Source organism: Carboxydothermus islandicus (assembly GCF_001950325.1).
In the GTDB taxonomy this organism is placed as follows: Bacteria; Bacillota; Z-2901; order Carboxydothermales; family Carboxydothermaceae; genus Carboxydothermus; species Carboxydothermus islandicus.
The window spans coordinates 1-13281 of record NZ_BDJL01000055.1 but is presented as its reverse complement, the minus strand read 5'-3'; the positions used below and the strand labels follow the sequence as shown (position 1 = coordinate 13281).

Below are 13281 nucleotides of genomic sequence, written 5' to 3'. Positions count from 1 at the left end.
GGATGACGGTGGATGCTCTAAAAAAAGGTTACCGGATTGTTGAAGTGGCGGTGCCCATGACCCACCGGGAGACCGGCAGGGATTTAAAAGGCTTTCTTCATCGCGGTAGACAATTTGCCGATATTTTAAAAGAAATTATCAGAAGAAAGGTTGGAAGTAAATAGGGGGTGTAACCAATCTTTACGAAAGTTTTATTTTTTGCAGTTGCCTACATGGTAACTTACCTGACCATTCCTCCCGTTTTAAACTTGCTAACCAAAACAGGACATTTAAGACAAAATTTTCGCGGTGAGTTAATCCCCCAATCGGGGGGGCTGGTTTTTTTATTAGTGATGCTTTTGTTGGCACCGCTAATCTTAATTTTTTCCCGGGGAAGTTACTGGTTTTTGTTTTATTCAGGGGTTTCAACCATGACCTTCTTGGGGATTATTGATGATTTTTTGGGCGATGCCCGGGCTAAAGGGTTAAAAGGGCATTTTAAAAAGTTAATTTTTGAGCACGAACTTACTACCGGAGTTTTAAAGGCAATTGGTGGTGCCTTCTTAGCTTTAATGTTGACGGTAAAAGAGCCTTTTTGGTATTTTATCGTAGATTTTTTACTGATAGTCCTGGGGATTAATTTTATGAACCTTTTTGATCTTCGGCCGGGAAGAGCTGGAAAGGTGTTTATTTTAATTGGCCTCTTTATTGGAATTAGTTACTTTAACTATCCGGCGGCGACTTTCCTCTTTTTGGCTTTAGGGATTATTTCCGCTTACCTACCTTGGGATTTAAAAGCCAGGGTAATGATGGGAGATGCAGGGTCCAATGTGCTTGGATTTATTTTGGGTTATTCAGGAGTGCTCCTTTTTTCTCTTAAAGTAAAAGTTGGGGTTGTGGTTTTTTTAATTTTGTTTCACCTTTTTACGGAAAAATATTCACTCACGGAAATTATAAAAAATAATCGGGTATTAAATTACCTTGATGAACTGGGAAGGTAAGAAGGATTTTTGCAGAAAAAGTCGAATAAGTACAAAAATTTAAAAAAAAAGCGGTTATCAGAACCGCTTTTTTTTTAAGAAAAAGAGGGGGGAACAAATTGGGTGTAGTTGTTTCTAAGGAGTACTGCAAAAGTTGCGGACTTTGTATTAATATCTGTCCCGCAAAGGTCCTGGCGGTTTCCCGGGAGATTAATTTATTAGGTTATAATCCGGTAGAAGTGGTAAATCCTGAAAACTGCCGGGAATGCGGTTTTTGTTACCTGGTCTGTCCCGATGCGGCTTTGACGGTGGAGGTGAATAAAAAATGAAAGTTTTGATGAAGGGAAATGAAGCGTTTGCCGAAGCTGCTGTACGGGCCGGTTGCCGCTATTTTTTTGGTTATCCCATTACTCCCCAAAGTGAGGTGCCCCACTATTTAGCAAAAAGGCTTCCGGAAGTGGGAGGGGTGTTTTTACAGGCGGAAAGCGAAGTAGCGGCAATTAACATGGTTTATGGAGCGGCTGCGGCCGGAGCCAGGGTGATGACGTCTTCCTCGGGACCCGGGATAAGCTTAATGCAGGAAGGGATTTCTTACCTGGCGGGAGCCGAGCTTCCGGCGGTTATCGTCAATATTATGCGGGGGGGTCCCGGACTTGGCAATATAGCACCAACCCAGGCCGATTATTTTCAGGCGGTTAAAGGGGGAGGGCACGGTGATTACCGGGTTATTGTTTTAGCGCCGGCTAATGTGGGGGAAATTTTTACTTTAATGGAAAAAGCCTTTGATTTAGCGGATAAGTATCGCATGCCGGTGATGGTCCTGGGGGATGGAATATTAGGGCAGGTAATGGAGCCGGTAGAACTACCGCCGTTAAAGGAAGTAAACCCGCCACCAAAACCCTGGGCGGCTACCGGGAAAATTGAGCGGAATGATAAGACCAGAAGGATAATAAATTCGCTCTATATTGTTCCGGAAGAAAACGAAAAACATTTAGAGCAGCAATTTGCTAAATACCGGCAAATTGAAGAGAGTGAGCCGTTACATGAAAATTTTTTGGTGGAAGATGCCCAAATTATCTTAGTAAGTTTTGGTACGATGGCACGCATTGCGAAAAGTGTGGTGTTGAAAGTACGGGAGCGGGGAATTAAGGCAGGCTTGATTCGTCCCATTACCCTTTGGCCTTTTCCCAAGAAAGCTTTTACTGCAGCCAGTATTCCGGCAGCTAAAAAAATATTAACGGTGGAGATGAACGGCGGACAGATGGTGGAAGATGTGCGTTTGGCGGTCAATGGAAGAATTGAGGTAGATTTTTTTGGCAGAACGGGAGGTATGGTACCTGAAAGTAACCAAATCATGGAAAAAGTGTTAGCTATAGCCCGGGAGGTGGAATAAAGTGTTTAAACGTCCGGCCCTTTTAACCGAAAAAAATTTTCATTACTGTCCCGGTTGCCATCACGGTATTATGCACCGGCTTTTGGCGGAGGTTTTAGAGGAATTTAATCCAGAAGAAACCGTTGGGATAAGTTCGGTAGGTTGCAGTGTTTTTATCTACGATTATCTTGATATTGACTGGGTGGCAGCTGCTCACGGACGAGCACCGGCGGTGGCTACGGGAGTTAAGAGGGTGAAGCCTGACCGGCTGGTGTTTACTTATCAGGGGGATGGGGACCTGGCTGCTATTGGTACCGGGGAAATTGTTCATGCTGCAGCCCGGGGGGAGAAAATTACGGCAATATTTATCAATAATGCCGTATATGGAATGACCGGAGGACAAATGGCTCCCACCACCCTTACCGGGCAAAAAACTACCACCACCCCCGAAGGTCGAAATCCTTCCCAGCAGGGCTATCCGGTAAAAATGGTGGAGATGTTAAGCGTTTTAGATGGTGTAGCGTATGCGGCCCGGGTAGCTTTAAATACCCCAAAACGAATTTTAGATGCCAAAAAAGCCTTAAGAAAAGCTTTTAAGGTGCAGAGAGCTAACCTGGGCTTTTCCATTGTTGAAGTACTGTCAGCCTGCCCTACTAACTGGGGAGTTTCTCCGGTTGAGGCCTTAAAATGGGTAGATGAAAAAATGATAGCATACTACCCGCTCGGGGAATATAAAACCCCGCAAGAGGGGGTGGAGTAATGGGAAAAAATTTTTTAATGGCTGGTTTTGGAGGTCAGGGAGTGCTGTTAATGGGAGAACTCCTGGCTAAAGCTGCCCTTTTAGAAAATAAGGGAGTATCCTGGCTTCCGGCGTATGGACCGGAAATGCGGGGAGGAACTGCTAACTGTGCTGTGGTAATAGAAGAAGAGGGAGAAGTGGTAAGTCCCCTGGTTTTTGAACCGGAAGTGCTGGTGGCATTTAATAAACCCTCGTATTTAAAGTTTTTACCTAAAACCGTACCCGGAGGTATTGTGATAGTTAACTCCGATTTAGTGGATGTTAAGCTTTCCGGTCCGGTAAGGCAGGTTTTTTTGCCGGCAAACCAGGCCTGTTTGGAATTAGGGAGCATGAAAGCGGTAAATATTTATCTCCTGGGAGCTTTAATTGCTTTAACTTCGGTAGTAAAGGCTGAAACCATATTAGGGGTTCTAAAAGAAGTATTTGGACCTAAAGGTGTTTATCCCTTAAACGAAAAAGCTTTTTGGCGGGGATATGATGATGCAGGAAAACGGGCGAATCATGTCGAAACAGTTAATTAAAAGGTAGTTGGAGTGTATTTTATGGCGGACCAAGTAATCGGTGATTTTCACCGTTTGCGCTTTCTTGCGTTGTTTGGTGCTTTGCTTTATTTTCTTTTTAATCCGGAGCCAATTAATAAAAAAGCTTTTCTTATTTTTTTAATTGCTGTTATTTATTCTCTTGTTTTGTATGCATATTTATTAAAAAAACCAGAAAAAAGAGATTTTGGTTATAAAGTTTCTTTTTGGCTGGATTGTTTGCTATTAACAACACTAATTTACCACACCGGTCTCGGTTATAGTTTATTTTATTTTGGCTACTTGCTGTTAGTGGCTATTCACACCTTTTATTATGGTCCGCAGTTTGGTTTTTTAACTGCCGGCGTCAGTACTGCCTTGTATTTTGTTGTTTGCTACTTAGACCCTGAAGTTAATTGGTTTGATTTTTTGTTTAAAGCTGGTTTTCTTTTTGTCATGGTTATTGGGGTGGCGGTGGTATACTGGGAAAATTACCGGTTAAAAAAGCTTTATCTCGAGGAGATTTCTAAACTTCAGGATTTGACTGCAAAAACCCAAAAAATTGCCCAGATGGTGGATTTAAAAGATCTTGCTGATTTTGGCTTAAAGATGGCGGTAAACATTAGCGGTGCTTTGGCGGGGATAGTCTGGGTTTTGGATGAAAGGCAGGAAAACCTTCTTCCTATAGCGGTATTTGGCATTGAAAAAAAAGAACTTCCGGGGGTTCTTCCTGCCGATATTCTTTCAACGCTTATTTCTACCGTAAATCGTGAGACAATTATTACCGGTGAAAGTTTTACTAAATTAACTTTTGAGAAAAACTACCAGAAAGTTTGTACTGTTTCTTTGGCCGGAAAAGAGCAAAGGATTGGTTTTTTAAATTTATACGGTAACCGGGAGTTTAAAAACCTCGATTACTTAACAATATTTTGCGGTTATTTAGCGGCACAAATGTCCATTGTTCGTCTTTATGAACAATCCAAAGAGCTTTGCTTTAGTATCACCCGGGCTTTAGTAACGGCTATTGAAGCCAAGGACTCTTATACTGCCGGCCATTCCCTGCGGGTTACTGCTATTGCCGAAAAAATTGGGAAAAAATTAGGCTTTTCCGAGGAACGCTTGGAAAAGCTCAAAAAAGCTGCACTTTTGCATGATATTGGCAAAATCGGGATTTCTGAAAAAATATTAAAAAAGCCCGGTAACCTACTGCCCGAAGAATATCGAGAAATCCAAAAACATCCGGAAATTGGAGCTGAAATAATTAAACCCATTGAGCAAATGCGGGATATTATTGAAATCATTTACCACCACCACGAATGGTATGATGGAACTGGCTATCCGGCAAGGCTTCAAGGGGAAGAAATACCTTTGGAAGCAAGAGTGCTGGCGGTGGCCGATGCTTTTGAGGCGATGACGTCCGACCGTTCTTACCGCAAGGCACTAACAAAAGAGGAAGCTATTGCCGAAATTTTAAAACAAAAGGGCAAACAGTTTGACCCGCAAGTTGTGGAGGCTTTTTTAGAAGTAGTAAAGGAAGACGGGGGTTAGAAAAATGCCAGTTAAAGTGAAAAATGAACTCTGCCGGAAATGTGCTCATTTAAACAATTGCCGGGCGGTATCTTCCTGTGTTCCCGGTGCCTTAAACTTTGATCAAAAAGAAATAAAAATTTTTATCAAATACGACCGCTGCTGGAACTGCCGGAGGTGTTTGGCCTATTGCAGCGAGGGTGGTTTATTTTATGAAGAGTAAAGGGGAGTCAATCTCCCCTTTTTTTATGCTATTTGGAGAAGGTATTTGTTCTATGTAATAAATAAGTTTATAATAAAGGTGAAGTTGATGATCGGGCGGAGGCTTAAGATGATTGAACTTAAAGAAGGCAAGGCTATAGAGATTTTGGCTGAAGATGAAGAAACTCAGGAATTATTGGTGGATGTGGAAGGAAGTTTAGAAAAAGCCATCTGTTATCTTAACCTTACCGGAAAAGTTCGGGTAGGAGACCACCTTTTGTTAAACACCACGGCCGTTACCTTAAAGCTTGGAACCGGCGGCTTTCATTTTGTAGTGGCCAATTTTAGCCGGCCAGGGCAAAATTTAAAAGGTCCTGGACATATTATGAAACTCAGGTATACTCCGTTACAGCTAAAGTGCCTGGCAGCGGAAGAGGAAGGCAGTCCCTATCACCTGGAGATCAAAAATTTCCAGAGCCTGGACGGTATGCCGGTGGTAGTTTGTACCTTACATAGCCAGTTATTACCGGTAATTGTCGGGATTAACTCCCAGAACAAGGATTTAAGAATTGCTTATCTTATGAGCGACCAGGGGGCACTGCCCATTGCCTTTAGTAAAACGGTAAAAAATCTAAGGGAAAAGGGGTTAATTTGTGGAACCATTACCTTTGGCCACGCCTTTGGCGGGGATATCGAGGCGGTTAACGTTTATTCGGCTTTGATTTTGGCAAAAGTAGCGCTAAAAGCCGACGTAGCAGTAATTGCCATGGGACCGGGTAATGTGGGTACCGGTACAAAATGGGGTTCTACCGCCCTGGCTCAAGGGGAGTATCTAAATGCGGTAAAAATCCTGGGAGGTAGCCCTATTATGGTACCCCGGGTCTCCTTTGCCGATCTCCGGGAAAGGCATTTTGGCTTAAGTCATCATTCGCTCACTGTCATTAACGAAATTGCCCTTGTTGATTTTTTTCTGGCTCTACCGGAGTTAAAAGATTATAAGAAAAATGAGCGCCTTTTAGAGCAGGTCAAAGCTTTCCCCCAAAGGGTGAAAGTTCATTATTTTTCCGAAGAATTTTTAAATAAACTTCTACTTGAAGAGGTGGAGAATCTATCTACCATGGGTAGGGATTTTACCAGCGACCGGGAGTTTTTTTTAACGGCCGCTGCTGGAGGGGTTCTTGCGGTAGAAATGCGAAAGAGAGTTGAAAAAGATGGCTAAGTTACTGGTTACTTCCGATGCCAGTATGGCTGCCTGGTGCGGTCAAGCGGGAATGGCGGTAGCGGTGGTGGACGTTATCGATATGTCCACAACTCTGGAGGGGGTCTTAGAGGAAGGAGCTGTGGCTGTTTTTGGAGCAAGTCCTGCCAATTTTCGGGCGCCGGTACCCTTAAATCCTTATGGAATCGGGGAAAAGGCCGGAATCCAGGCAGTAAAAGCAAATACCGGTATTATCATTATCGCCGAACCCCGGGTGGGGGATGAGATAGAAAGGCAAAGGCGTATCCAGCCGGTGGTGGACGGGATTAACGCCGCTGGTGGCCGGGTAATAAATGTAGTTCCAAACATAGGAAAAGAAACGGTTAAGCTAACCGATTTTAAGGGGAAAGTGGTGGTGGCGGTAACCGATTCCGGCGGGGTGGCTTTTGATGCTGCGGTTACTGCCGGTGCTCCCGAAGTTTTTACGGTTACTGTAGCGCGAACGGTAAAAAGCAATACCAAGGAAGTGGTGGAAAAAGGTCTTGCCCGGGTAAAAAATGCTTTAGAACGCCATGGGCGGGTTGCCCTGGTGGCCGCCAGTGGGCGCAGTATTGAAGATGTTGAAGGGGCTTTTTATTACTACCGCCTGGCCTTAGAAAGGTATAGATAAACTTTTTACCTCATACCTATTATTAAGCTCTTTCGCAAAAGGTATGGGGTGAAAAAGATGCGGGAAAACGAGTTTTTAAGCACCTGGCCGCAAAGAAAATATTTTTTACTTTATCTTGGGATGTGTATTTTTTTCCTCTGTGGTATAGGGTGGGGAGTCCGGGAAGCAATTCTTTTGGATAGTCAGGAAAAAGAAATAGTGGTGCAGGAAGCAGCTAAATTACTGAACACCGTTAGGCAAAGTTATAAACCGGAAACGGTCTTTATCTATACCAGCGGTCAACTTTTTTCCATTTACCTTTTACTTTTTCTTATAGGGCTTTCGGCAATTGGCTTTCCGGTGGCTTTTGCGGTGGTTTTTAGCCGGGGAGTTATGCTTGGTTTTACCGGTGCAATTTTAGCTTCCCAAAATCCCGGAAAAGGAGTATTTTTGGCTCTGGCCGCCCTGTTACCCCAAAATATTGTTTATTTGCCTTCTTTATTACTGGCAGCTTCGGGAACGGTAGTTTTTGCCCTGAAACTTTTTAAGGTTTACTTCAGTAGAGAGAAAAATTTGGGTTTAACTTTTGCCGGTTACGTGGTTTTAATGGTTTTCGCCGTGGCTGCGGCTTACGGAGCGGCGGCGGTAGAAGCTTATTTATCTCCTAAAATAATTCTTTACTTTTTAAAGTAAGGTGGTTTAATGCTTGACCTTTTTATCGATTATTTATTGTTAGAAAAGGGTTTTTCTCTTAATACTCTCCTGTCTTACCGCCGGGATTTAGAGAAGTTTGTTTCTTTTTTGGAAAAACGAAATATTAGCATCATTGACGCAACGTCTAATGATATTAAACTTTATTTGCAGGATTTAGCCCGGGATTTAAAACCGGCAAGTGTAGCGAGAAATCTTGCGGCGATCCGAAGTTTTTATAAATATTTGCTTCGGGAAAAAATAGTCGGGGAAAATCCTGCTTTAGATGTGGACGGGCCTAAACTTGGGTTAAAATTACCGGAAATCTTAAGTTACGAAGAAATTGATTTGCTCCTAAAAGCCCCCGACCTTTCTACCTGGGAAGGGGTTAGAGACAGGGCGATGTTAGAACTGCTTTATGCTACCGGGCTTAGAGTATCGGAGTTAATTAATCTTGAACTACCTAACTTATATTTAGACGAGAGATATGTTAAAATCTTGGGTAAAGGGGCAAAAATGCGGATTGTACCCTTTGGAGAAGTAGCAGCTCACTATTTAAACCAGTACTTAGCCCTGAGAGCCAAACGGAAAAGCAACTCTTTAAAACTTTTTATTACCCGAAAGGGTAGTGGTTTTACCCGTCAGGGATTCTGGAAAATGCTAAAAAGATACGGGCAAAAAGCTGGAATCGCCAAAAACCTGACACCCCATTTAATCCGCCATTCTTTTGCCACTCATCTCCTGGAGAATGGTGCGGATTTAAGAATTGTTCAGGAACTTCTTGGTCACAGTTTTATTGAAACGACGCAAATTTATACCCACTTAACTACAAGAAAACTGCGTGAGGTATTTCGCAAAGCACATCCACGAGCTTAGGAGGTATTTTTTGTGAAAAGAGTAGTGTTAATAGTTCTGGATAGCGCCGGCATTGGCGAACTACCCGATGCCTACCTTTACGGTGATGAAGGCAGCAATACCCTTGCCAATACCGCAAAACAAGTAGGAGGTTTTGAGCTTCCAAACTTAGAAAAACTTGGGCTGGGGAAAATTCACTCTATTTTAGGGCTAAAAGGAGATATTAAAGCTCTTGGGGCTTACGGTAAAATGGGAGAAAAGTCTCCTGGCAAAGATACCACTACCGGCCATTGGGAGATTTGCGGACTGATCTTAGAAAAACCTTTTCCGGTATATCCCAACGGGTTTCCGGAAGATTTAATTAGGCGTTTTGAGGAGGCCATAGGCCGGAAAACTTTAGGGAATAAACCCGCTTCCGGTACTGCTATTATTGAAGAATTGGGCGAGGAACATATGCGGACCGGCTATCCTATTGTTTATACGTCGGCGGACAGTGTCTTCCAGATAGCTGCCCATGAAGAAGTAATTCCCTTAGATGAATTATACAAAATGTGTAAGATTGCCCGCGGCCTACTCACCGGCGAACATGCGGTGGGGCGGGTGATTGCTCGGCCGTTTACAGGCACTCCCGGAAATTTTAAGCGAACTGCCAACCGCCACGATTACTCTTTGGAGCCTGTGGGGAAAACCGTCTTAGATAAATTGGTGGAGCAGGGGTATGAGGTCCTGGGAGTAGGCAAGATTTACGATATTTTTGCCGGGCGTGGGCTTACCTGGCATGAATCAACGAAAAACAATGAAGATGGAATCTTAAAAACGGTTGAATTACTTTCTAAAGAGTTTACTGGCCTTTTATTTACTAACCTGGTAGATTTTGATATGATATACGGGCATAGAAATAATGCTGAAGGTTACTATGAAGCGTTAAAACAATTTGATTCCTATCTTCCAAAGATTATGGAGAAACTAAGAGAAGATGACTTATTAATAATTACCGCCGACCATGGCTGTGACCCTACAACTCCCAGTACCGACCATTCCCGGGAATACGTACCCCTTCTGGTTTACGGTCGGGGTGTTAAGGAAGATGTAAACCTGGGCATCCGGGAAACCTTTGCCGATGTAGCGGCGACCTTAGAAGAGATTTTTGGTTTGGAACCGGGAGTAGGTCAAAGTTTTTGGGGCGAAATAAGAAAATAAAGGAAAAGTGCATAAACCTTTCCTCCCTCAAATATACTATTGGTGAAACAGGGACAAGAGGGGGGAATTTTTATGCCTAAAAGGCTTGTAATTTACCTTTTACTGGTTTTATGCCTTGGACTAAATACTAACGCTTTAGCTGCTCCTCTGGAAATTAACGCTAAGGCAGCAATTTTAATGGAACCTTATACCGGTAAGATTTTATACGAAAAAGAAATTCATAAAAAACTTCCCATTGCCAGCGTAACAAAATTGATGACATTACTTTTAGCCATAGAAGCGGTTGAAAAAGGGAAAGTTAACCTGGATGATATAATAAAGGTTAGTGAAGAAGCTGCCTCCATGGGGGGATCCCAGCTTTACATGTATGCCGGGGAAGAGTTTTCCTTTAAAGACCTCTTAATGGCCGTAGCGGTTGCTTCGGCCAACGATGCTTGTGTCGCGGTAGCCGAAACGGTAGCGGGGAACGAACAGGCTTTTGTGGAGGAAATGAACAAAAAGGCGGAAGAACTCGGCATGACCAATACCCATTTTGTTAACAGCTACGGTTTTGATGACCCTAACCATTACAGTACCTGTTACGATATAGCTATTTTATTAAGAGAAGCGATTAAGCATCCGCTTTTTTTAGAACTTAGCCAGATTAAGGAGCTTACATTAAGGGGTGGTGAAACCCGCCGCTTTAATACCAATAAGCTGCTCTGGTACTACCGCGGGGTAGACGCCGGAAAGACCGGCTGGACGGAAGAAGCGGGTTATTGTTTGGCTTCTACCGCTAAACGTGATGATCTTCGTTTAATTGCCGTAGTTTTAGGTTGTGAGGCTAAAAAAAGCCACTTTGCTGAATCGATTAAGTTATATAATTACGGTTACGCCAATTTTAAGGCGTACCGGATATTAGCGGAAAAATTTTCCGTTAATGTTAAAGTGGTAAAGGGAGAAAAGGAACAAATAATGGTTGGACCCGGAGCGCCGGTATTGTTAGTTGAAGAAAAAGGGAAAAATTTAAATCTCCGTTATGAATTAAAACTTCCGGACAAAATTACCGCTCCGGTAAAAAACGGTCAGGTAGTGGGGGAAGTTGTTATTTACGATGGGACAAAGATAATCGGCAGAGCCCCTCTAAAGTCTTTAGAAGATTGTCCCAGGGCTCGACTTGCCCTTGCCATCGGGCGATTTTTAAAAAGCCTTTTAACTTTTGAGTAGCTTTTTTGCTACTTATTTTTTTACTTCTGGCAGGAAAAATTTGGATTATAGAGAATTATTGTTTTAAAACCTATTTCTGGGGGGATTTTTTTGGAAGTAGAAAAGGAAGTTAAAAATAAGGTGTTATTTGTTCGAATAACCGGAGAGGTAGATTTAAAGGAGGCAGACCGGCTGCGCCGGGAAGTTGACGAAATAATTGAAAATTATCCGGTAAAGGATATTGTCTTTAACTTAAAGAACGTTAACTTTATCGATAGTTCCGGACTTGGGGTGATCCTGGGGCGGTTTAAAAAAATAAGAAGTCTTGGGGGTAGGGTGTACTTAGCTTCTGCCAATGAAAAGATTAAAAAGATCTTAGAACTGTCCGGTTTTTTCCGGATTATGAAAGGAATTTCCCGGGAAGAGGAAGTTTGGGAGGAAAAAACTCATGAAGCATAACTATTTTAACCTGACGATTCCCGCGTTAAAAGAAAATATCGGTTTGGTAAGGGTTGTTGTGGCGGCTTTTGCTGCTCAGAAGGATTTAACCCTTCCCGAATTGGACGATATTAAAGTTGCAGTGTCCGAGGCGGTTACCAATAGCATCGTTCACGGTTACGGTAATAATCCCGGAGAAATAAAGGTTAATGGTTACTTTACCGAGGAAGGGATGTATATTGAAGTAATAGATTTTGGGAAGGGTATCGAACTGGAAAAAATTCGGGAAAAAATGGTATTGGACCCGGAAGATGAGCATCCGGGTTTGGGCTTTCTCTTTATGCAGAGTTTAATGGACCGGGTGGAAATCGTGCCTATGGAGCGGGGGACAAAAGTGGTTTTATTTAAAAGAATTTTAAAAGATAACAGAACCGTGTGAACTTTCGTTTTTCTTCCATGAATTTACCCCGCTTCCCAAGGCTCGGTGAACAGGAAATAAAAGAATTGATAGAAAAAGCCCAAAAGGGGGATGTGGCTGCCCGGGAAAAGCTTATCAATTGTAATTTAAAATTAGTATTTAAAGTGGTGGAACGCTTTTTACACCGGGGATACGAGGTTGAAGACTTGTTTCAAATTGGGACGATTGGGCTAATTAAAGCCATTGATAAATTTGATTTAAAACAACAGGTGAAGTTTTCCACCTATGCGGTTCCCATGATTGTGGGGGAAATTCGCCGTTTTCTAAGAGATGACCAGCCTATCCGGGTTAGTCGTTCTACTAAAGAACTTGGGGTAAAGATTTTAAAAGAAAAAGAAGCGCTTACCGTAAAATTAGGCCGGGAACCTACAATAGCCGAACTGGAAGAAACTCTTGGTTATTCGCGGGAGGCGATTGTTGAAGCTTTGGAAGCAGGACAGAGCTTAGCTTCACTTTTTGAAACGGTTCATCAGGATGATGGAGATCCGATATACCTTTTAGATCAGATTAAGCAGGAAGGGGATGAAGAACAAACCCTTTTAGAAAATATCTCGATAAAAGAGGTGCTGAACAAATTAGAACCGCGGGAGCGGTATATTTTAATTAACCGTTTTTTTAAAGAGAAAACCCAAATGGAGATTGCCAAAACTCTCGGAATTTCCCAGGTACAGGTTTCAAGACTTGAAAGACAAGCCCTCTTAAAATTAAAACGGTACCTGAACGAGAGTTAAATTTATTTCCTTGACCAACAAAAAATAGCAAAACAATAAAATATTACCTTAATAAATAGCCGCTTCAGGGTTCATTTTAATAAAAGGAAAAAAATTTTTTAAGGAGGAATCAGCAATGCATGTAAAAGTAGCCGAATTAGTAGGAGAATCACCCACCGGCTGGAAGGATGCGGTACAAACCGCAGTAAATGAAGCATCGCGGTCCTTAGGGACAGTAACCGGAGTAGAGATTTTAAATTTTACCGCTAATGTGGAAGGCGGACGGGTAGTAGAATATAAGGCCAATGTAAAAGTTGCCTATGTGGAATAACGGAGGATTTCCTCCGTTATTTTTTTACTTTTAAGGGGGAAAATTATATTTTCCCGAGTTTGTCAGTTAATTGCGAAAAACGGCCTAAAAAAGCCCGCAAACCCTTGAAAATACTGCATCGATTTTTTAAACCTCTCGAAAATGTAGGGACAAATTATTTTTAGATATAGC

Annotated in this window: 17 protein-coding genes and 1 pseudogene; all 18 read left to right on the top strand. The window is 42.5% G+C overall.

The window, feature by feature from the left end:
• Positions 1-164 (top strand): annotated as a pseudogene (locus ciss_RS13580) (glycosyltransferase family 2 protein); the annotation flags it as partial.
• Positions 165-212: 48 nt separating this feature from the next.
• Positions 213-980 carry an MraY family glycosyltransferase gene (locus ciss_RS08225; protein ID WP_075865789.1) on the top strand — a complete coding sequence of 256 codons (768 nt, stop codon included), beginning with the start codon at positions 213-215 and terminating at the stop codon, positions 978-980.
• Positions 981-1078: 98 nt separating this feature from the next.
• Positions 1079-1288 carry a 4Fe-4S dicluster domain-containing protein gene (locus ciss_RS08220; RefSeq protein WP_075865788.1) on the top strand — a complete coding sequence of 70 codons (210 nt, stop codon included), beginning with the start codon at positions 1079-1081 and terminating at the stop codon, positions 1286-1288.
• Entirely contained in the window at positions 1285-2352 is a 1068-nt protein-coding gene (locus ciss_RS08215) for a 3-methyl-2-oxobutanoate dehydrogenase subunit VorB (RefSeq protein ID WP_075865787.1), read from the top strand. The genes ciss_RS08220 and ciss_RS08215 overlap by 4 nt, the downstream gene beginning before the upstream one ends.
• Before the next feature lies 1 nt (position 2353).
• Positions 2354-3091 carry a thiamine pyrophosphate-dependent enzyme gene (locus ciss_RS08210; protein WP_075865786.1) on the top strand — a complete coding sequence of 246 codons (738 nt, stop codon included), beginning with the start codon at positions 2354-2356 and terminating at the stop codon, positions 3089-3091.
• Positions 3091-3651, top strand: coding sequence for a 2-oxoacid:ferredoxin oxidoreductase subunit gamma family protein (locus ciss_RS08205; RefSeq protein ID WP_075865785.1), 561 nt, complete (start codon positions 3091-3093; stop codon positions 3649-3651). The genes ciss_RS08210 and ciss_RS08205 overlap by 1 nt, the downstream gene beginning before the upstream one ends.
• A gap of 21 nt (positions 3652-3672) precedes the next feature.
• A complete protein-coding gene (locus tag ciss_RS08200; protein WP_075865784.1) occupies positions 3673-5196 on the top strand; it encodes an HD domain-containing phosphohydrolase in 1524 nt (507 codons plus the stop codon).
• 4 nt (positions 5197-5200) lie between these two features.
• Positions 5201-5398: a hypothetical protein gene (locus tag ciss_RS08195; RefSeq protein WP_075865783.1), complete on the top strand. Its 198-nt coding sequence runs from the start codon at positions 5201-5203 to the stop codon at positions 5396-5398.
• A 108-nt stretch (positions 5399-5506) separates the two neighbouring features.
• Entirely contained in the window at positions 5507-6595 is a 1089-nt protein-coding gene (locus tag ciss_RS08190) for a DUF3866 family protein (RefSeq protein ID WP_075865782.1), read from the top strand.
• On the top strand, positions 6588-7244 hold the full coding sequence (locus tag ciss_RS08185) for a hypothetical protein (protein WP_075866015.1): 657 nt from the start codon (positions 6588-6590) through the stop codon (positions 7242-7244). The genes ciss_RS08190 and ciss_RS08185 overlap by 8 nt, the downstream gene beginning before the upstream one ends.
• 57 nt (positions 7245-7301) lie before the next feature.
• Positions 7302-7916 carry a stage II sporulation protein M gene (gene spoIIM / locus ciss_RS08180; protein ID WP_075865781.1) on the top strand — a complete coding sequence of 205 codons (615 nt, stop codon included), beginning with the start codon at positions 7302-7304 and terminating at the stop codon, positions 7914-7916.
• Positions 7917-7925: 9 nt separating this feature from the next.
• Entirely contained in the window at positions 7926-8789 is an 864-nt protein-coding gene (gene xerD / locus ciss_RS08175; RefSeq protein WP_075865780.1) for a site-specific tyrosine recombinase XerD, read from the top strand.
• A 12-nt stretch (positions 8790-8801) separates the two neighbouring features.
• A complete protein-coding gene (locus tag ciss_RS08170) occupies positions 8802-9968 on the top strand; it encodes a phosphopentomutase (protein WP_075865779.1) in 1167 nt (388 codons plus the stop codon).
• Between the two features lie 72 nt (positions 9969-10040).
• A complete protein-coding gene (locus tag ciss_RS08165) occupies positions 10041-11174 on the top strand; it encodes a D-alanyl-D-alanine carboxypeptidase family protein (protein WP_075865778.1) in 1134 nt (377 codons plus the stop codon).
• A 90-nt stretch (positions 11175-11264) separates the two neighbouring features.
• A complete protein-coding gene (gene spoIIAA, locus ciss_RS08160) occupies positions 11265-11612 on the top strand; it encodes an anti-sigma F factor antagonist (RefSeq protein ID WP_075865777.1) in 348 nt (115 codons plus the stop codon).
• Positions 11602-12030 (top strand): ATP-binding protein, encoded by a 429-nt coding sequence (locus ciss_RS08155; protein ID WP_075865776.1) that lies wholly within the window; start codon positions 11602-11604, stop codon positions 12028-12030. The genes spoIIAA and ciss_RS08155 overlap by 11 nt, the downstream gene beginning before the upstream one ends.
• Before the next feature lie 17 nt (positions 12031-12047).
• Positions 12048-12800 carry an RNA polymerase sporulation sigma factor SigF gene (gene sigF, locus ciss_RS08150; RefSeq protein ID WP_075865775.1) on the top strand — a complete coding sequence of 251 codons (753 nt, stop codon included), beginning with the start codon at positions 12048-12050 and terminating at the stop codon, positions 12798-12800.
• Positions 12801-12915: 115 nt separating this feature from the next.
• Positions 12916-13110: a dodecin family protein gene (locus ciss_RS08145; protein ID WP_011344850.1), complete on the top strand. Its 195-nt coding sequence runs from the start codon at positions 12916-12918 to the stop codon at positions 13108-13110.
• Positions 13111-13281: the final 171 nt, after the last annotated feature.

Coding starts and splice junctions, on each gene's coding strand:
- ciss_RS08225 (WP_075865789.1), top strand. CDS start 213: ATGGTAACTTACCTGACCATTCCTCCCGTTTTAAACTTGCTAACCAAA.
- ciss_RS08215 (WP_075865787.1), top strand. CDS start 1,285: ATGAAAGTTTTGATGAAGGGAAATGAAGCGTTTGCCGAAGCTGCTGTA.
- ciss_RS08205 (WP_075865785.1), top strand. CDS start 3,091: ATGGGAAAAAATTTTTTAATGGCTGGTTTTGGAGGTCAGGGAGTGCTG.
- ciss_RS08200 (WP_075865784.1), top strand. CDS start 3,673: ATGGCGGACCAAGTAATCGGTGATTTTCACCGTTTGCGCTTTCTTGCG.
- ciss_RS08195 (WP_075865783.1), top strand. CDS start 5,201: ATGCCAGTTAAAGTGAAAAATGAACTCTGCCGGAAATGTGCTCATTTA.
- ciss_RS08190 (WP_075865782.1), top strand. CDS start 5,507: ATGATTGAACTTAAAGAAGGCAAGGCTATAGAGATTTTGGCTGAAGAT.
- ciss_RS08185 (WP_075866015.1), top strand. CDS start 6,588: ATGGCTAAGTTACTGGTTACTTCCGATGCCAGTATGGCTGCCTGGTGC.
- spoIIM (WP_075865781.1), top strand. CDS start 7,302: ATGCGGGAAAACGAGTTTTTAAGCACCTGGCCGCAAAGAAAATATTTT.
- xerD (WP_075865780.1), top strand. CDS start 7,926: ATGCTTGACCTTTTTATCGATTATTTATTGTTAGAAAAGGGTTTTTCT.
- ciss_RS08165 (WP_075865778.1), top strand. CDS start 10,041: ATGCCTAAAAGGCTTGTAATTTACCTTTTACTGGTTTTATGCCTTGGA.
- ciss_RS08155 (WP_075865776.1), top strand. CDS start 11,602: ATGAAGCATAACTATTTTAACCTGACGATTCCCGCGTTAAAAGAAAAT.
- sigF (WP_075865775.1), top strand. CDS start 12,048: ATGAATTTACCCCGCTTCCCAAGGCTCGGTGAACAGGAAATAAAAGAA.
- ciss_RS08145 (WP_011344850.1), top strand. CDS start 12,916: ATGCATGTAAAAGTAGCCGAATTAGTAGGAGAATCACCCACCGGCTGG.